The 18,047-nt window shown below is 58.8% G+C and carries 16 protein-coding genes, 1 tRNA gene and 4 pseudogenes; 11 read left to right on the top strand and 10 right to left on the bottom strand.

Annotated features, from left to right (window positions below):
• Positions 1-238: 238 nt before the first annotated feature.
• From uca to CRX69_RS12020, 7 genes and pseudogenes are all read left to right on the top strand, one after another.
• Positions 239-3,868, top strand: coding sequence for an urea carboxylase (gene uca, locus CRX69_RS12050; protein WP_107322077.1), 3,630 nt, complete (start codon positions 239-241; stop codon positions 3,866-3,868).
• Between the two features lie 22 nt (positions 3,869-3,890).
• Entirely contained in the window at positions 3,891-5,675 is a 1,785-nt protein-coding gene (gene atzF / locus CRX69_RS12045) for an allophanate hydrolase (RefSeq protein WP_107322076.1), read from the top strand.
• A 330-nt stretch (positions 5,676-6,005) separates the two neighbouring features.
• Positions 6,006-6,611 (top strand): annotated as a pseudogene (locus tag CRX69_RS12040) (GGDEF domain-containing protein); the annotation flags it as partial.
• Complete coding sequence (locus CRX69_RS12035; RefSeq protein WP_047227993.1) at positions 6,604-6,822, top strand: cysteine-rich CWC family protein; 219 nt, start codon at positions 6,604-6,606, stop codon at positions 6,820-6,822. The pseudogene CRX69_RS12040 and the gene CRX69_RS12035, both read left to right, overlap by 8 nt.
• Positions 6,823-6,858: 36 nt before the next feature.
• A complete protein-coding gene (locus CRX69_RS12030) occupies positions 6,859-7,551 on the top strand; it encodes a pseudouridine synthase (protein WP_107322074.1) in 693 nt (230 codons plus the stop codon).
• 309 nt (positions 7,552-7,860) lie between these two features.
• Positions 7,861-8,745, top strand: coding sequence for an alpha/beta fold hydrolase (locus tag CRX69_RS12025; RefSeq protein WP_107322073.1), 885 nt, complete (start codon positions 7,861-7,863; stop codon positions 8,743-8,745).
• A gap of 162 nt (positions 8,746-8,907) precedes the next feature.
• A tRNA-Gly gene (locus CRX69_RS12020) sits at positions 8,908-8,981 on the top strand.
• Between the two features lie 73 nt (positions 8,982-9,054).
• Here the strand turns inward: CRX69_RS12020 and CRX69_RS12015 are convergent.
• The 7 genes and pseudogenes from CRX69_RS12015 to CRX69_RS11985 form a co-directional block, all read right to left on the bottom strand.
• Positions 9,055-9,356, bottom strand: a pseudogene (locus CRX69_RS12015) (type II toxin-antitoxin system HicB family antitoxin).
• Positions 9,353-9,481: pseudogene (locus tag CRX69_RS27865) on the bottom strand (type II toxin-antitoxin system HicA family toxin); the annotation flags it as partial. The pseudogenes CRX69_RS12015 and CRX69_RS27865, both read right to left, overlap by 4 nt.
• Before the next feature lie 188 nt (positions 9,482-9,669).
• Positions 9,670-9,855, bottom strand: coding sequence for a hypothetical protein (locus CRX69_RS12005; protein WP_107322071.1), 186 nt, complete (start codon positions 9,853-9,855; stop codon positions 9,670-9,672).
• Positions 9,856-9,956: 101 nt separating this feature from the next.
• On the bottom strand, positions 9,957-10,151 hold the full coding sequence (locus tag CRX69_RS12000) for a hypothetical protein (protein WP_047227996.1): 195 nt from the start codon (positions 10,149-10,151) through the stop codon (positions 9,957-9,959).
• 214 nt (positions 10,152-10,365) lie between these two features.
• Complete coding sequence (locus tag CRX69_RS11995; protein WP_047227997.1) at positions 10,366-10,731, bottom strand: DUF6124 family protein; 366 nt, start codon at positions 10,729-10,731, stop codon at positions 10,366-10,368.
• Between the two features lie 708 nt (positions 10,732-11,439).
• Positions 11,440-12,014 (bottom strand): annotated as a pseudogene (locus CRX69_RS11990) (transposase); the annotation flags it as partial.
• 142 nt (positions 12,015-12,156) lie between these two features.
• Complete coding sequence (locus tag CRX69_RS11985) at positions 12,157-12,375, bottom strand: hypothetical protein (protein WP_047227998.1); 219 nt, start codon at positions 12,373-12,375, stop codon at positions 12,157-12,159.
• 302 nt (positions 12,376-12,677) lie between these two features.
• Between CRX69_RS11985 and CRX69_RS11980 the strand changes: the two genes are divergently transcribed.
• Complete coding sequence (locus CRX69_RS11980; protein ID WP_107322070.1) at positions 12,678-13,670, top strand: TerC family protein; 993 nt, start codon at positions 12,678-12,680, stop codon at positions 13,668-13,670.
• Positions 13,671-13,782: 112 nt separating this feature from the next.
• On the opposite strand, the gene CRX69_RS11975 is transcribed toward CRX69_RS11980, so the two are convergent.
• Positions 13,783-14,994, bottom strand: a complete 1,212-nt coding sequence (locus tag CRX69_RS11975) for a hypothetical protein (RefSeq protein WP_107322069.1) — start codon at positions 14,992-14,994, stop codon at positions 13,783-13,785.
• 312 nt (positions 14,995-15,306) lie between these two features.
• Entirely contained in the window at positions 15,307-15,786 is a 480-nt protein-coding gene (locus CRX69_RS11970; protein ID WP_107322068.1) for an Lrp/AsnC family transcriptional regulator, read from the bottom strand.
• 145 nt (positions 15,787-15,931) lie between these two features.
• Between CRX69_RS11970 and CRX69_RS11965 the strand changes: the two genes are divergently transcribed.
• A complete protein-coding gene (locus CRX69_RS11965) occupies positions 15,932-16,561 on the top strand; it encodes a LysE family translocator (RefSeq protein WP_107322067.1) in 630 nt (209 codons plus the stop codon).
• Positions 16,562-16,744: 183 nt separating this feature from the next.
• Positions 16,745-17,155 (top strand): type II toxin-antitoxin system HicB family antitoxin, encoded by a 411-nt coding sequence (locus tag CRX69_RS11960; protein ID WP_047228002.1) that lies wholly within the window; start codon positions 16,745-16,747, stop codon positions 17,153-17,155.
• A gap of 137 nt (positions 17,156-17,292) precedes the next feature.
• Here the strand turns inward: CRX69_RS11960 and CRX69_RS27680 are convergent, their stop codons facing one another.
• The gene (locus tag CRX69_RS27680) at positions 17,293-17,439 is read right to left on the bottom strand and encodes a hypothetical protein (RefSeq protein WP_171061408.1); all 147 of its coding nucleotides are present in this window, start codon (positions 17,437-17,439) and stop codon (positions 17,293-17,295) included.
• Between the two features lie 166 nt (positions 17,440-17,605).
• On the opposite strand from CRX69_RS27680, the gene CRX69_RS11955 reads away from it, so the two are divergent.
• Positions 17,606-18,019, top strand: a complete 414-nt coding sequence (locus tag CRX69_RS11955) for a low affinity iron permease family protein (protein ID WP_047228003.1) — start codon at positions 17,606-17,608, stop codon at positions 18,017-18,019.
• Positions 18,020-18,047: the final 28 nt, after the last annotated feature.

Genomic DNA, 18,047 nt, shown 5'->3' with positions numbered 1-18,047 from the left:
TAAACACTGATTTCATGAACACCCTCAAACCCTTGTGGGAGCGAGCCTGCTCGCGATGGCAGCAGCACATCCAACACTGATGTAACTGACAGACCGCTATCGCGAGCAGGCTCGCTCCCACAGGGGAGTCGGGTGTTTGGAGGTTTCGCCACCAGGGACGACCCCGGCGGCCATCGAAAACTGCGGGACGGCCCGCATCCCAGTTCAGGCTGACAGTCATGCCTGAGGGGGTTACGCCATGTTCAAAAAAATCCTCATCGCCAACCGTGGCGCCATTGCCTGCCGGATCCTGCGGACCCTGCGTGAGCTGAAGGTCGAAGGCGTCGCGGTGTATTCCCAGGCCGATGCGGCCAGCTTGCATATCCTGCAGGCCGACGAAGCCCACTGCCTGGGCGAAGGTGCGGCGGCCGGTACGTATCTGGCGGTGGACAAGCTGCTGGCAATCGCCAAAAGCAGCGGCGCGACGGCGATCCATCCCGGCTACGGCTTTCTCTCGGAAAACGCCGCCTTCGCGCAGGCCTGCGAGGCCGCCGGCATCGCTTTCATCGGCCCGACGCCAGAGCAACTGCGTGTGTTCGGCCTCAAGCACACCGCCCGCGACCTGGCTCGCCGGCACGGCGTGCCACTGCTCGAAGGCAGCGAACTGCTCGACAGCCTCGACGCCGCGCTACTGGCCGCCAACCAGGTCGGCTATCCGGTCATGCTCAAAAGCACCGCCGGGGGCGGTGGCATCGGCATGCGTGTCTGTCGCGATGCCGCCGAGTTGAGCGAGTCATTCGAAGCGGTCAAGCGCTTGGGCCAGAACAACTTCAGCGATGCCGGCGTGTTCATCGAGAAGTACATCGAGCGGGCTCGACATCTTGAGGTTCAGGTATTCGGCGATGGCCAGGGCCAGGTGATCGCACTGGGCGTGCGCGACTGCTCGGTGCAGCGGCGCAACCAGAAAGTCATCGAAGAAACCCCTGCGCCCAACTTGCCCGAAGGTATGGCCGAGGAGCTCTGCGCAGCAGCGATTCAACTGGCCCAGGCGGTCAACTACCGCAGCGCCGGCACCGTGGAGTTCGTGTTCGACAGTGACGCCGGGCGCTTTTACTTTCTGGAAGTGAACACCCGCTTGCAAGTGGAGCACGGCGTCACCGAACAAGTGTGGAACGTCGACCTGGTGCGCTGGATGGTGCAACTGGCCGCCGGGGACCTGCCGCCCCTGAGCGAGTTGAGCCAGGGGTTGCGAGCCCAGGGTCATGCGATTCAGGCGCGCGTGTATGCCGAGGATCCAGGCCGGGACTTCCAGCCGAGCCCGGGGCTGCTGACCGCTGTGCAATGGCCGCCAGCCGACGGCAAACAACTGCGCATCGACACCTGGGTCGAGGCCGGCTGCCAGATTCCACCCTACTTCGACCCGATGATCGCCAAAGTCATTCGTTGGGCGCCGACCCGTGAGCAGGCACGCCTGGGCTTGCATCAAGCGCTGAATGAAAGCCTGTTGTACGGCGTGGAAACCAACCGCGACTACCTGCAACAGATTCTCCTCGATGCACCCTTTGCCAGCGGCCAGCCCTGGACTCGCTGCCTTGAGGCGCTGGTCTATCGCGCCCACACTTTTGAAGTGCTCAGCCCCGGCACCCAGACCAGCATTCAGGACTACCCCGGCCGACTCGGCTATTGGGCGGTGGGTGTTCCGCCATCGGGACCGATGGACAGCCGCTCGCTGTGCCTGGGCAATCGCCTGCTGGGCAATGAAGAAGGCGCCGCGGCGCTGGAAATCACCATGAGCGGGCCGTTGCTGCGTTTCAACTGCGCTGCCAGGGTGGCCGTGACCGGCGCGGTCATTGCGCTGACCCTCGATGACGAAGCTGTGCCGATGAACACTGCCCTGTCGATTCCTGCCGGTTCCACCCTGGCGATCGGCACCATCGCCGGCGCCGGGGCGCGCAGTTACTTGTGCCTGCAAGGCGGCGTGCAAGTGCCGGATTACCTGGGCAGTAAAAGCACCTTCACCCTCGGCCAGTTCGGCGGCCATGGGGGTCGGGCCTTGTGTACCGGCGACGTGTTGCACCTGGCGCCCCTGGACGAGCGCGCGACCGTGGCGCACACGAGCGAACCCACTCTGGAGCTGCCCGACGTGCGGCAGATCCGCGTGATTTACGGCCCCCATGGCGCGCCGGAATACTTCACCGAGCGCTACATCCGTACCTTCTTCGACACGGCCTGGGAAGTGCATTTCAACTCCAGCCGAACCGGCGTGCGCCTGATCGGGCCGAAACCCGAATGGGTACGCGCCGACGGCGGCGAGGCCGGACTGCACCCCTCCAACATCCATGACAACCCGTATGCCATCGGCGCCGTGGACTTCACCGGCGACATGCCCGTCATCCTCGGCCCCGACGGCCCGAGCCTGGGTGGTTTCGTCTGCCCGGTGACGGTGATCGAGGCGGATCTTTGGCAACTGGGGCAACTGAAGGCCGGGGACAGGGTGCGGTTTGTGCCGGTGGACCTGAAGACCGCCCGCTCTCTGACCTTGGAATGGAATCAATGCGGGAGCGAGCCTGCTCGCGATGAAGTGGTTGCGGAGTCTGATCTGGCCCCATCGCGAGCAGGCTCGCTCCCACAGGGGTTTGGGTCGCCTGTGGTGTTGGATATCGGTCAGGACGATACCCGTCTGGTGGCGAGATTGGCCGGCGACACGCACCTGCTGCTGGAGATAGGCGCTCCCGAACTGGATCTGGTGCTGCGTTTTCGCGCCCATGCCTTGATGCAGGCGCTGGAGCACAAACAGTTGCCCGGCGTAATCGACCTCACGCCGGGCATTCGTTCGTTGCAAGTGCATTACCAACCCGAACAACTGCCGCTGGCCGAACTACTGCAGATCCTCAGCGGTGAATGGGACGCGGTGTGCGCCGCGCAGGATCTGCAGGTGCCATCACGCATCGTGCATCTGCCGCTGTCCTGGGACGATCCGGCCTGCCAGCTGGCCATCGAAAAATACATGACCACGGTGCGCAAGGACGCGCCCTGGTGCCCGAGCAATCTGGAGTTCATCCGCCGTATCAACGACCTGCCCAACCTCGACGCAGTGCAACGCACGGTGTTCGACGCCAGCTACCTGGTGATGGGCCTTGGGGATGTCTACCTCGGCGCGCCGGTCGCCACGCCACTGGACCCTCGGCATCGGTTGGTGACCACTAAATACAATCCGGCCCGCACCTGGACTGCGGAAAACTCGGTGGGCATCGGCGGCGCGTACATGTGTGTGTATGGCATGGAAGGCCCAGGTGGATATCAATTCGTCGGGCGCACGTTGCAGATGTGGAATCGTTATCGCGAGGTCGCCGCATTCGACGGCAAACCCTGGCTGCTGCGGTTCTTCGACCAGATCCGCTTCTACCCGGTCAGCGCCGATGAACTGCTGCGCATCCGCCGGGACTTCCCGCTGGGCCGCTTCGACCTGAACATCGAACACGGTCAACTCAACCTTGCTGATTACCAGCGCTTCCTGGCGCAGGAGGCGGACAGCATCGCCGCGTTCCGAGCGCAGCAACAAGGCGCCTTCAATGCCGAGCGCGAGCGCTGGATCGCCAGTGGCCAGGCACACTTCGACAGCGAAGAACCGGCACCCGCGCCCAGCGAAGATTCGCTGCTGAGCGAAGATCAACTCAGTGTCGATAGCCACATCGCTGGCAATCTCTGGCAGGTCCAGGTGCAGGTGGATGCTCGGGTCAGCGCGGGTGACGTACTGGTGATTCTGGAGTCGATGAAGATGGAGATCCCACTCCTCGCCCCCGTGTCCGGAGTGGTGCGCCAGATTCGTGTACAGCCCGGCTCGGCGGTGCGCGCCGGACAACGTGTGGTGGTGCTGGAACGTGACTGAACTCAATCAAAGGATTAATGCCATGACCCCGTCTTTACGCCTGGACGATTTGCGCGACGCCTACCGCAGCGGCGAACTTACACCTCGCAATTTACTGTTGAGCCTGCGGGAAAAAGCCGCGGCGCTGAACCCGGACTACCACCTGTTCATCCACCTGCTGACGCCCGAGGAGCTGGAACCTTACCTCGTCGCGCTGGAGGGCCAGGCTCTGGAAAACCTGCCGCTGTATGGCGTGCCGTTCGCGATCAAGGACAACATCGACCTGGCAGGCATTCCCACCACAGCCGCCTGTCCGGCGTTCAGCTACGTGCCGCAACGTTCGGCCACCCTTGTCGAGCAGCTACTGGCCTTGGGCGCGATTCCTCTGGGCAAGACCAATCTCGACCAGTTCGCCACCGGGCTCAACGGCACCCGCTCGCCTTACGGTGCCTGTCGCAATAGCGTGCTGCCCGACTATCCGGCCGGCGGTTCAAGCGCCGGCTCATCACTGGCGGTGGCCCTGGGTGTGGCAAGTTTTGCCCTGGGCACCGATACCGCTGGTTCGGGTCGGGTGCCGGCGGCGCTGAACAATCTGCTGGGTTTGAAGGCCACCAAGGGATTGATCTCCACGGCGGGGGTGGTGCCGGCCTGTCGCACGCTGGACTGCGTCACGACCTTCACCGCAACGGCGCGGGAAGCCAGCCAGTTACTGGCGCTGACAGCCCGTCTCGACCCACGCGATGAGTACAGCCGCCGCAACCCGCTGTGGAACGACGGCTCAGCATTCGGCGCGCCACGCAGCTTTCGCTTCGGTGTGCCTCGTCGGCAAGACCTGGCTTTTTTCGGCTGCCACGAAGGTCCACAACTGTTTCAAGCGGCCATCGAGCGCCTCAAGGGCCTGGGCGGCGAAGCGGTGGAACTGGACCTGTCCCCGTTTCTGGAAGCCGCCCGGCTCCTTTATGAAGGGCCTTGGGTGGCTGAGCGCTACAGCGTTGCCGGGGAGTTGATGGAGCGCGAGCCCGACGCCGTACTGCCAGTTATCCGCGCCGTGTTGGCGAAAGCGCCTACCGTGGATGGCGTACAAACCTTCCGTGCCCAGTACCGTTTGCAAGTGCTCAAAGCCCAATGCGATCGCGTCATGGAAACGCTCGATTGCGTCCTCACCCCGACCATCGGTCGCCCGGTGACCCTCGCCGAACTGGCCGCCGAACCGGTGCTGCGCAACTCGGAGCTGGGTTACTACACCAACTTCATGAACCTGCTGGACTACGCTGCCGTCGCTGTTCCCAGCGCATTCATGGCTAACGGCTTGCCTTGGGGCGTGACGCTGTTCGGTCGGGCCTTCACCGATCAATACCTGTTAAGCGTCGCCGACGCCTTGCAGCGCCAGCAAGCGCCGGCCGTGCCAGCGCCGGCCAACCCGGCTCGCCATGACCGGGCGCGGCTGGTGGTGTGCGGGGCGCATCTGGACGGTTTGGCACTGAACTGGCAGCTCCAGCAACGCGGAGCCCGTCTGGTCGAGGCCACCCACAGCTCAGCCGATTACCGTCTCTACGCACTGGCCGGCGGCCCGCCTCTGCGCCCCGGCATGCTGCGGGTCAGTGAAGACGGCGTGGCCATCGAGGTGGAGGTTTGGGAATTGCCGAGCAGCGAACTCGGTTCGTTCCTGACCGGCATCCCCGCGCCGCTTGGGCTGGGGAAGGTACAACTGGCCGACGGCCGCTGGGAAAGCGGATTCATTTGTGAGCCGTATGGTTTGACGGGCGCGCAGGACATCAGCCATTTGGGGGGATGGCGGGCCTATTTAGATAGTCTGAAACAGTTGTGATTGTGTGGCGAGGGAGCTTGCTCCCGCTCGGCTGCGTAGCAGACGCTTTTGCGGTCGCTGCACAGCCCAACGGGGCGGTGCGACATTTCGGTAAATCCCTCGCCACCCTTTACAAACCTGCAAATCCGAGCACCTTTTCCTACAAGGCCACTAAACTGATTTCATTGGGTCTGCGCCAAGGAAATCGCCATGTCGCTCCGTTCGCCGTTGTATTCCCAGCGCAAGCCGCTCCTGCTCGTGGCGGGGCTGCTAGGTGCAGGCTTTCTGATCATTTCATTGTTGGGCTACCACGCTGCCAACACTTCGGTACGGGACCACACGCTCAGGATGCTGTACCTGAACCTGCTGATCGGCCTGCTCGTGACGCTGGCGGTGTTGGCAATCCTTTATCAATTGATCAGCAGCTACCAACGCCGCATCGACGCCCAGGCCACCCTCGACAGCCTGACTGAACTTCCCAACCGCCGTGGCTTCGACCTGTTGGCGGTACAAGCCCTGCACGAAGCCCAACGTGAACCCCAACCCCTGGCGGCGCTGCTGCTGGAACTGGACGAGTTCAAGCGACTGGACTCCACCCATGGTCACATCGCCAGCGACCAGTTGTTGACCGGCTTCGCTCGCGACTTGACCGACAGCCTGCGGCACTCGGACATTGTGTGTCGCTGGAGTGGCGAGACGTTTATCGTGCTGCTCAAGGACACCGACGGGCAGAACGGTCTGAAGATCGCTGAGAAAATTCGCCAACGGATCGAACAACAACGTTATTTCTGCAGTGGCAAAGAGCTGCGGGTCACCGTCAGCATCGGCCTCACCACCTTGCAGGGTGAAGACACCTTGCACAGCCTACTGTCGCGGACCGATCATGCGCTGCAACGCGCCCGGCAAACCGGGAACAACCGAACCTGTGTACAGATGCCTCACTCCAGCTATGAATAAACCCGACTTGTGCCCGGCCTGTGGCGCCAGCAACGACTGCACCCTGGCCGACCCGCGAACCGCCGACCGCGCCTGCTGGTGTTACGGCGTGAGCATCGACCCGGCCGTGCTTGAAGCATTGCCGGCCGAGCTGCGCGATCAGTCCTGCCTGTGCCCACGTTGCGCCCAGGTCGAAACCCAGTTGCGGGCCAAGCCGCAGCCGATCGCGTAAGATGCCCGCCCTTCGCTCTCTTGCCTGACCTGCCCCATGCGCCTTGACCGCTTCCTCAGTAATCTGCCGCGTTTCAATCGCCAACAAGTCCGGTTGTTGTTGGTGGAACGCCGAGTGCGGATCGACGGGCAGATCATCAGCGACCCTCATGCGCAGGTGCGCGAATTCAGTCGGGTCGAAGTCGATGACCAGGTGCTGCAAGCCGGTCGCCCACCCCGATATTTCATGCTGCACAAACCGCCCGGTTGCGTCAGCGCCACCCGCGACCCGCAGCATCCCACCGTGCTGGACCTGCTGGATGAGCCAGACAAGGACGACCTGCACATCGCCGGGCGGCTGGACTTCAACACCACCGGGCTGATGCTGATCACCAATGACGGCAGTTGGTCACGACGCCTGACCCAACCGCAGACCAAACTGCCCAAGGTCTATTACGTCGAGACCGAGCAACTCATCACCGCCGAATACGCCGTTACCTTCGCGCGCGGGCTGTACTTCGCTTTCGAAAACCTCACCACCCAGCCTGCGGAACTGCTACTGCTGGGGCCAAGATCGGCGCGACTGAGCATCGTTGAAGGCCGCTATCACCAGGTCAAACGCATGTTCGGCCACTTCGACAACAAGGTGTTGCGCCTGCACCGTGAACGCATGGGACCGCTGCTGCTGGACGCCGAGCTTGAGCCAGGCCAATACCGTGCCCTGAGCCCTGAAGAGATCCAGCTGATCTGATCGTATGACCGCTCGGCAGAAGTGTCGGGCAATTTTCAAACAACACTTGCGCGACGGCCGGTCCACTGCTTGAATCAAACCGTCGGCCGAAATGTGACCGATGAGTCACCACATACTTCCAAGAAACTTTTTGCCGGCCGGAGCCTCCTCGGGTTCCTTCTTAACTCCGGCAAACTGCCCGCCATAACAATACCCGTCGACCGGCTTTCGTGGATCGACATGGGCCTTATCTTTCAGGCGTATGCCTACCTGTCACATTGCTCGTGCAATCTCATTGCGCGCATACCCGCTTGCCAGGAGTCTTATGACATGAGGCCAGAAATCGCTGTGCTGGATATACAGGGTCAGTATCGGGTTTACACGGAGTTCTATCGCGCAGACGCCGCGCAAAAGACCATCATCCTGGTCAACGGCTCGATGGCCACCACCGCGTCGTTTGCACAGACCGCCAAAAACCTCTACCCGCAATTCAACGTCGTGCTGTACGACCAACCCTATGCGGGCAAGTCCAAGCCCCACAACCGCCATGAAAAAATGCTGACCAAAGAGATCGAAGGCCAGATCCTCCTGGAGTTGATCGATCACTTTGCCGCAGAGCATGTGCTGTCTTTTTCCTGGGGCGGCGCCGCCACCCTCACCGCCTTGGCCCAGCGTCCACGGCGCATCGAAAAAGCGGTGATCAGCTCGTTCTCCCCAGTGCTCAATGCACCGATGCGCGACTACCTGGAACGCGGCGTGGATTACCTGGGCAGCCTGGACGGCGACCGCGTGGGACACCTGGTCAACAGCACCATCGGCAAACACTTGCCGCCGCTGTTCAAGCGCTTCAACTATCGCCACGTCAGCAGCCTGGCCGAGCACGAATATGGGCAGATGCATTTCCACATCAACGACGTGCTCCACAGCGACCGGTTGTGCTACGTCAACGCGGCGAAAAAAATCAACGTGCCGGTGCTGTTCCTGAACGGCGAATGGGACGAATACACCTCGGCCACCGATGCCAAGGTTTTCGCCGACCACGTGCAACACAGCACCTTCAGCACGCTGCAAGCCACGGGGCATTTCCTGGACATGGAACACAAAGCCGCCTGCCGCGACAGCCGTGATGCCCTGCTGGGTTTCCTCAAGTCGCCCCATCAAGAAAGCCGACCGCGCTACAACTACGTGCAGGACTACCATGCCCTGGCTATGTGAAACCGAGTCCTCGCGAGCAAGCCCCGCCCTGCCCCAACAGACACGGGGCTTGCCCGCGAACGACCGCTCTGGTTTGAGGTTTGCGTAGACGCGTCACCGCTGCGCCCGTAAAGAAAAACTTCAAATCCGCGCCCACATCTGGTACAAAGTCAGCCGCTCTGAGCGGGTGTCGTATAATGGCATTACTCCAGCTTCCCAAGCTGATAACGAGGGTTCGATTCCCTTCACCCGCTCCAATCGAATTCTGGTCTCACGCCGCGTGGTTTTGGCGGGGGATATGAAAAAACCGGCTCTTGGTGGCCGGTTTTTTTATGGCTGATGTTTGATACTTTTGTGGGCAAGCTGAGCTTTTACGGCGACTGTGGTATGGAGCGCGGGGCGAGGCGTAGGCTGAGATTGCCAGAATAGGGCTTCTGCGGTGCTCGCCCCAGCTTGGCACACGTCTCCAGATAATCAGTTACCGCCTCCTCAAACGCCGCTCGAAGCTCGGTGACAGATTCGCCGTGAAACCCGACGACATCCTTAATACCAGCGATGTGGCCTACAAAGAGGCCGTCCTCATCGCTGTAGTCGATTCGGGCAGCGTAGCCTTGATAATTCATCACGTTCACGGGGTAACTCCTGTTTGTTCAAGGAAAGCCCGAGCATCACGTACCTGGTAGGGCTTTGCTTCTTTGTCCGGATGGGGCCGGTGGAACGTTGCGACCACACCGTTCAATTCGAAACGTACACGCGACAAGTCCACGGAACGAATGCAAGCCACTGAGCTGAAAGTTTTTTCCCTCGCTCCACTCCATACAACGAAAACGATGCCCCTCCCCCACCCTCGACGTCATCGAGAAAGCACCCGATTGCAAGCCGAATACACCTTGAGCCGGCTACCGCCACGGCATCGCCGAAAAAGGGCATCTCAGCGATAGAGCATCAAACATGCTTAGCAACAAAAGCGACGATGACAAACACGGTCAGAGCGAACGCAGCACCAATACTGAACGGCAACCACGTAACGCGGAATTTGGTCGGGGTGGGGCGCCTCATTTCTTCAGCTAAAGCCTCCACCTCACGATGTAATTGCTCGATGCTTGATTGACTCCTTCGATGTGTGGTCATGTCTTTTTCTCCTCCGAGGTCGCGGGGCCCCTGCTGAGTCAGTGAAACGTTTCTAGCAATCCTGAGCCGTTTGATCTTGACGCATTGTCGCGAACTAGTACTCAGATCTTAATCCAAACACCCGTAAAGGCGACAATGGCGGTCACTACCCCAGCCCCTACTGCGTACGGGTACCAGAAGGCTTCGTGCTTCAGCTTCGTTTCTTCGGCCGTAAGCTTACGCGTCTCAGCCAACAATTTTCGGGTTTCGACCAGTAGCTTATCGAGCTCTAAATTATCGCGGTCGTCCTGGAGCATTGGGTCATCCTTGTAGAGTCTCAGCCGCCCTGAGCGTCGCTATCTGCCGGCGAAGCCAGCAAAATCTGTCGGGCGTCAGTCGCTCATTACCTATAGTCCGTCTGCGGAGCACTATTTCCGATCTACGCAGTTGTGGATAGCGGATGATTCCCGCTTGGCTGTAGGCAAAATCAATGTTGTGAGGGCGCAGGCGCCCTCACAACGTACCTGGCGACTACCCAGGTAACTGGTGGTTATCCAGTACGCGATTCACCGCTAACTCACTCAACATGATCACCTGTTGCAGCACCATCATCGTGTTGCGCTGCGAGCCTTCCATTGCGCCGGCGATATCACTGGCCATATCGCTGGCCGACGCCAGCGATTCGCAGGCATGGACAAGCAGCGTTTCGTCATCCACCGTTGGGTCGATGAGGAAGATGTTGCCGGACTTGCGGGGCGGTATCTGCGTTTTCGGCGCCCCGGGGTTGAGGTAGAAGTTGAGTGCGCGGTCTGCCGCCTCTTTTAGCTTCTTAGGATCGAGAGAGGCGTCGTAGGGTACCGGATCGATGTCCGGGGGATTGGGGGTAACCTTGAACATATGTCTAATTCCAGAGTTGGGGCCGCAACCGTTCTCTACTAAAAGAAGGGTGGCGGCTGTGCGCAGGTTAGTAGACCGGTGGAATTAGCAATGCCGGCGCGCCCAAGGGCGCCCTGCGCACAACCACCATCAAGTGCAGGAATAGAAAGACCTGACTGAATGGTGCTCATGCACCTTACTAACACCATCCGGGCTACTAAACCCGACCACTGATGGGCAGTGGCAGGTAAACGATAGAGGCCGATGGGTACAGCGCACAAGCCAGCGGATTCTGACGCACGCGTAAGTAGGGACGCAAGGTGTTGTAGCCTTTAGGACGTAACGCGGGATGTCTTTAAACATGCGCCTTGGAACATGTTTATGCGCAACAAACATCGAGAGTTTCGTTGATGTTTTTTGGGACTGAATTGTCAGCGGCACTGCGTTAGATTCGGGACGGGGAGACTGGACGCTGGCTATCACCTTTGGCCTCGCTGGTTGGGCTTTGAATCGTGCTCGTTGCGCACGGCAGGCACCGCTAAGCGTCGATAGACTGGTGAGCGGCAGCATGGCGGGCGGATGGTTGGCCGATTTCCTTCTGGCTATATAGCTTTTCCGATGATGGGTGTCCGGCGCGAAAGGCAGTGATCGGCCATTAGCAGACGTTCATGAACCACGGCTTTCACGGATCACGGTCACTCATGTCGGTCAGCTAGGGACGGCGCTGGGCTCGGTAGCTGTTGGTTCTTGCCGATCAGCAGCATCGAGTACCGTCAGGTAACGGTTGATGCTCGATTCAATTTCTTCCATTCGCCGCTTCAGTTTGGCGCTGGTGAAATCGCGGTCGCGGTTGTTGACGGCTTTAAATTTTCTGCCATCGATGGCGACCAGATGTTCTCCGAACAGTCCCAATTGCTGACACAACACGACGAACTGGCGGCAGACGCCTCGGATGGCTTTGCTGTTGTCTTTTCGGAAGTTGGCGATGGTCTTGAAGTCCGGCATCAAGCGCCCGGTCAACCACATCAGTTCGACGTTGCGTTGGGCTTCTCGCTCCAAACGTCGGCTCGACTGGATGCGGTTGAGATAGCCGTAGATGTAGATCTTCAGCAGGATTGCAGGGTGGTAAGCAGGCCGGCCAGTATCGGCTGGGATCCCACCTTCAAAACCCAGATTGACCAAGTCTAGTTCGTCGACGAAAACGTCGACTACGCGCACCGGATTGGTATCGCTGACGTAGTCGTCGAGGCTAGCCGGAAGTAAGGTGCCTTGGCCTCGAGTTCACCTTGGATAAAGCGCTTCATGGGCGACCCCTGCGATGAAATCCTCAGAAATCATAGCAAGGGTTCGCAAAAGCGTTTACACACTCTGAACAAACGCAGTCTTTTATGAGAGGCAACTATTGACCCAAGGCTGGCCCTGCTCTCGCGAAACGCGGGGTCGGAGTTATCTGATTTGGAACAGGCGGGAGATCGCGGTCATGGCCTTATCTCCGTCAGTTTCATAGAGACCGAACAGGCGCGTTTGGTCGCTCAGACGATGAAGCCGAAAATGGTTATAGAACGCTTGGCCTAAGCGCTGATTATCGAATGTTCCGCGTTCCCAAAGAGTTAAAAACTCTTGATACGCAACGCGCTCAATTTCCAGTCTCGGCATGCTTTCCATATACACATCCATTTATGTCAGCGATGACCGAATCCTACTGACGCCGGACAGATGCGGCAATGCGCGTTTGGGGGCGATTTTTAATCATCCGAGCTGGCTTTGGAGTTTTTTCAATTTCCGTCAATCGCCACTCCGACCTCAGCAACACCCTCCCCACCGAAACACCTTGCAACCCTTACCTGATTGAGAAATCCCACGCGCTTTTCTAAATTTTTTCCCACAACGCCGGGCCCCTCTGACAGCGAATCGCTGCCATGTCGGAGTTGCAGTTTGTACAACTTCGACACTGAGAGGAGGGGCTTATGACTGCCCTGGAACCGTTCTTTTTTGCCGAGTTTCTCGGCACCGCCACTTGGTTGTGGCTCGTTTTTATCAGCATCGTTATCAGCCTGTTGGTCTTCGACCTCGGGGTGCTACACCGCGAACATCGAGAAATCGGCGTGCGTGAAAGCCTGCTGCTGTCTGCTGGCTATATCACGGCCAGCTTGCTGTTTGGGGTCTGGGTCTGGCAGGTCAAGGGCGGTGATGCCGGGATGGATTTCTACACAGGCTTTCTGATCGAGAAATCGTTGTCGATGGACAACGTATTTCTTATGGCGATGATCTTCAGCTTTCTCTCAATCCCGCGTAAGTATCAGCACGAGGTGCTGTTCTGGGGCATTCTCGGTGTGATAGTGCTGCGCGCGATCATGATTGGCCTAGGTGCGGCGCTGATCGCCGAGTTCAGCTGGATTCTCTATGTGTTCGGCATCTTCCTGCTGTTGACCGGGGCCAAGATGCTGTTCAGCAAGATCGATGACCATCCGGACCTTAGTGAAAACCTGCTGGTGAAGTTCCTGCACAAGCACATGCGGGTGACCGATCGCTTGCATGAAGGGCGCTTCTTCGTCCGTCAGGCGGATGCCAGTGGGAAGTCCGTGCTCTGGGTGACGCCGTTGTTCCTGGCCCTGGTGCTGATTGAATGTGCCGACTTGGTGTTCGCTGTGGACAGCGTGCCGGCGATCTTTGCCATCACCCAGGATCCCTTCATCGTCTACACCTCTAACATCTTCGCCATCCTTGGCCTGCGTGCGTTGTATTTCGCTCTGGCGGCGATGATTCACCGCTTCGCCTATCTCAAGTACGCCCTGGCGCTTGTGCTGGTGTTTATCGGCGGCAAGATCTTCCTGGTCGGCATCATCGGCAAGATTGCGCCGGTGATTTCCCTGAGCGTGACCCTGGCTTTGCTGCTGGGCGGTGTGCTGCTATCGCTTTGGAAAACCCGCGACCAGGCCTCTGCTCGCTCGCAGGTTTAGATCCAAACAGGCGGCGGCCGCTACACGAAAACAATATTTGCAACTGCCATCGGGGGCCATAGGCCGATGTCGTTGAATGGGTGAGGGGCAGCCGAAAATGAGCCGCCCCTCGTCACTTAAACGCGATGTACTGTTGTGTAGGCGCGTTGGTGAATAGTCCGCCCCCCTTCGATGCGTTCTCGAATGCAGACGCGAATTGGTAGAGTCCGATATCGTTCATCTGCACGACCTTGCTTTCATTCGCCGATCCGTGGAGCGAGTGAAAGACAATGCCTCGAACGGGAATCCCCCCTGGGTTGATTAATGCGTTGAGGATTTTTACAGGTAAATCCGTCTTCGTTTCAGGCCCTATGTACGATGCGTTTTTGCTTGCCATATTGATAAGGCACCAGAACAACCATTTGGGTGACATTTGCTGGCCGGTGCTGGGATGACCCAGTGTCGCGTTGACGCTTCCTTTCGCTTCAACAATCAGGTACTCAATTACGTTGCCTGTGCGCATGTCGCGTTTGACCCAAATCTGGTCTATTCCATTGGGGCGCATCCCGTTTGCGGACTTCCCCATTTTCATCTGGTAGTCCGTGCCATACGCGGTGATCAGGAGTTTGCTTGCTGCATATTCCCCGCGGGCCGACGTTATAGACTGCGGGGTCTTCAGATCTCCACGAAGGTTCGTGTAGTGGGTGCTCAAGCGATTTCCAGATTTGACATCGTTTCTTTTGAACCGGTCCCAGCCGAGGCTGTGATCCTCCCCCCGAAGCCAGGTGTTCACCGCTTCCCTGGTCGTGGCGTCGAGCCTGGAAACGGCGTCGTAGTGATCCCACGCTTCTTTTGCCTGCCGACGCACGATCCCTTGCTGCCGTATATCCTCGAATGCCAGCAACATCTGCGCACGATGCGTCCGAATCCACTGCACATGCTGATTAGTTGAGTCGAACAGCGGATGACTATGGGCGCTACCTTGGGTATGACGCGCATCCCGCCTCAGTGCCTGTGAGATTTCAGTTTGGCCCTGCATGTCGAGTAGAACGAGTTGGTCGGCGCTGGAATTGCTCGGAAGGACGGTGTGACGGTTCACAATCTGGCTGATCAGGCTACTCTCGGGTGGATCCAGCAACTTTCGTATGCCTATCGTTCCAAGGGCTGTGTAAGGGTATTGCTGGCTCGATAAAAGCGTCAGGTTATTCGTGGTCAGATCCAGCGTAGGTTGGTCGCCCAGATAAAGATCTACTTTCAGACCGCCAGGCCGCCCCGCTTCCAGGTTGTTCAAGATGCGTTGATTCAACTGGTCGTTGGTGTCGGTATAACTTGTCAGCTGGTTCATATCAGGCGCCGTCCGTTGGCAAGGGTAAAGGCCGGATACAGAGCCGCAGTGAACGGTCGTTTACGGTCACTATCACTACGCGGGACTTGATAGCAGCATAGAACACTGTGTCTGGAGTGTGAGTCTGAATTCAAAACCGGTGTAACGGGCGCTCAGGGGCATTCAGGGGGAATACGCGGATGCCTGCAAGAAGCCGCCTGCGCAAGCGGCATGACGCGAAATGGGCCGGCCGCACATCGCCAACATGCGCAGGGTGCTGGATCCTATTGTTTGCACGGTTCCGGTCAGTGCTGGCGGGCGAACCCGAAAATATCAACCGCCCCCCGGCAAATGCCCCAACGGCAGCGCCCCCGGCGTCTTCACCGTATGAATCGCAAAATTACTCCGGATGTCACTCACCCCCGGCAACTTCAGCAGGCGGCCAGTGAGAAAACGGTCGTAGGCGCGCAAGTCCGGCACCACCACTTGCAACAGAAAGTCCGATTCGCCTGAGACCAGAAACGCTGAAATCACCTCCGGCAACGCCGTGACCGCTTGGCGAAACGCTTCGGCCTGTTCGTCGTTGTGCCGTTCAACCTTGACGCCGACAAAGATCATCAACCCGAGCCCCACTTCATCACGGTCGAGGATGGCTTGGTAACCGCGAATGACGCCGGCTTCTTCCAGCATCCGCACGCGGCGCAGGCATGGCGACGCGGACAGGCCGATTTCCTCCGCCAGTTGCACGTTGCTCAAGCGGCCGTCGCGTTGCAGCGCGGCGAGGATTTTGCGATCGAAGGCGTCCAGTTTCATGGATTGGTAGTTTCCGATTGAACTTCACGATTACTTGGCAGGTTATGCCAATTTCATAAGCTTTAGAAGCTGACTTCGCAACCACCTGCCCTGCCCGTCGGCCATAGACTGGCACTACCGAAATCGTCGATGCAGGGGGTGTGGTGTGGCAGAGCTCTGGTTGTTTTTGATGGCGTTAGTGGTGGTGTATCTGTTGCCTGGGCCGGACATGATCCTGCTTCTGCAAACCGGCGCTCGTCAGGGTAAGGGCGCGGCGCTGGCGACTGCGGTAGGCCTGGGGATCGCTCGGGGGTGTCATGTCGCGCTGGCAGCGTTGGGGCTTTCGGCGTTGTTCAAGACCGCGCCCTGGACCTTTGACGTGGTGCGTCTGGCCGGTGCCGCTTATTTGTTATGGATTGGTTTTCAGTGCCTGCGGACTTCGCTGTTGCCAAGCTTTGAAGGGGCCGGCGTTGAGGCAGGAAGACGGCAGTGGCACCCGGCGATACGGCGCGGGTTGTTGACCAACCTGCTCAATCCCAAGGCGCTGCTGTTTTGCTCGGTGCTTTTGCCACAGTTCATCGACCCACAGGGCGGGCCAGTGCTTGGGCAATTTGCAACCCTCGGCGTGGTGTTGGTCAGCGTCGGCTTATTGTTTGATAGCGCCTATGCGCTGGTGGGCGTGGCGCTCGGTCGCTGGCTCCAGCGTTCTCCTTCGGCCCAGCGCCTGCAGCAGTGGCTATTTGGGAGTCTTTTGATTGGGTTTGCGGTGCGACTGGGCTTTGTGCAGCAGTCGTAGTGCTTTTGGACAGGCTGATTGGAGAAGAGCGAAGCAATCGGAGTCGAAAATCCGACCGACTTTTGGTGGTTATAGTGTTGATCATAAAAATCAAGTGGGTATAGTAACCACCAAGCACACCACACAGAGGTGATGTGAATAGCCGATTTGCCAGTTGCCCTGCCCTCCCGGAGAACGATTGACATGCTTTACCCGATTGCAATTTCCATGGGCGATGAGAAGCACGCCTGGGGTGTAGAAGTACCGGATATTCCGGGTTGTTTTTCTGCTGGCGATGACCTGGACGATGCCATGGCGATGGCCCGCGAGGCGATTGAAGGGCACTTCGAGATTCTGGCTGAGGACGGCTCGCCGATTCCATCGGCCAATACAGTCACCTTGCATGCGGCCAATGCGAAATACGCAGGTTGCACCTGGGCGCTGGTGGATATTGATGTGACCAAATATCTGGGCAAGGCGCAGAAGCTCAACATCACCTTGCCTGGTTATCTGCTGAACCGTATTGACGAGTACGTGCTGCACCATCCTGAAGAAAAAAGCCGTTCCGGGTTTCTGGCCTCGGCGGCGCTGAAGGTGTTGCAGCAAGGACGTTGAAAACCAACCTGCCCTAAACCTCTGCCCTAAACCCTTGTGGGAGCGAGCCTGCTCGCGATGGCGCCCTATCAGTCAAACCCTACTGATCTGCCCATCGCGAGCAGGCTCGCTCCCACATTTTTTTTGCAATAAGCCGGTTATTTTTTCTCCGAACCGGACTCCTGCATCTGCACCGACGACTTGGTGCCATCGGTGTTGTCCTTGGTCTCGTTGTCAGAGTTGTCGAAGCAGCCCTGCAGGGCGAACAGGCAACAGGTGAGGAAAAAGGTGCGCGTGAGATTCATGGTGTACTCCGATTGAGGGCTTTAAGCAGTGACCTCTGAATACGGTGAATGGTTGCGATGACCTTGCAGCTCGCTGAACTTCAGGCTGCGCGGCAAATGTAAGTAGAATTTTCATCGCTTCATTGCTGTCACACCAGACAGGTAAGTCCCAGAAGGAAACGCAGCAATGAACTTCGCAAAAATCGCACAAAAACTGGCCCTGTGGGCAGGCAGTCCCAAGACGTTTTTGGGGGCGCTGGTGTTGTTGGTGCTCTGGGCAGTCAGCGGGCCGTTTTTCCAGTTCAACGATACCTGGCAACTGATCATCAACACCTCGACCACGATCATCACATTCCTCATGGTGTTCCTGATTCAGAACACACAGAACCGCGATACCGACATCTTGCATCTGAAGGTCGACGAATTGATCAGGGCGAACAAAAATGCGCACGATGCAATGCTCGGGCTGGAGTCGCTGGACCTCAAGCAGTTGGAGGCGATGAGAAGGCACTACCAGGCCATGGGTGAGAAGGAGGCCAAGAACCTCGGTGCCGAGCAAGGCCTGGAGCCAAAAAACAAGATCGATCTGAATCAGTGCTGATACTGGCGCGCGAGCAGCCTTCGCCACT

It is taken from the genome of Pseudomonas rhizophila, from assembly GCF_003033885.1.
GTDB lineage: Bacteria > Pseudomonadota > Gammaproteobacteria > Pseudomonadales > Pseudomonadaceae > Aquipseudomonas > Aquipseudomonas rhizophila.
Note: the sequence above shows the minus strand (reverse complement) of the source record. Positions and strands in the feature narration are given on the sequence as shown.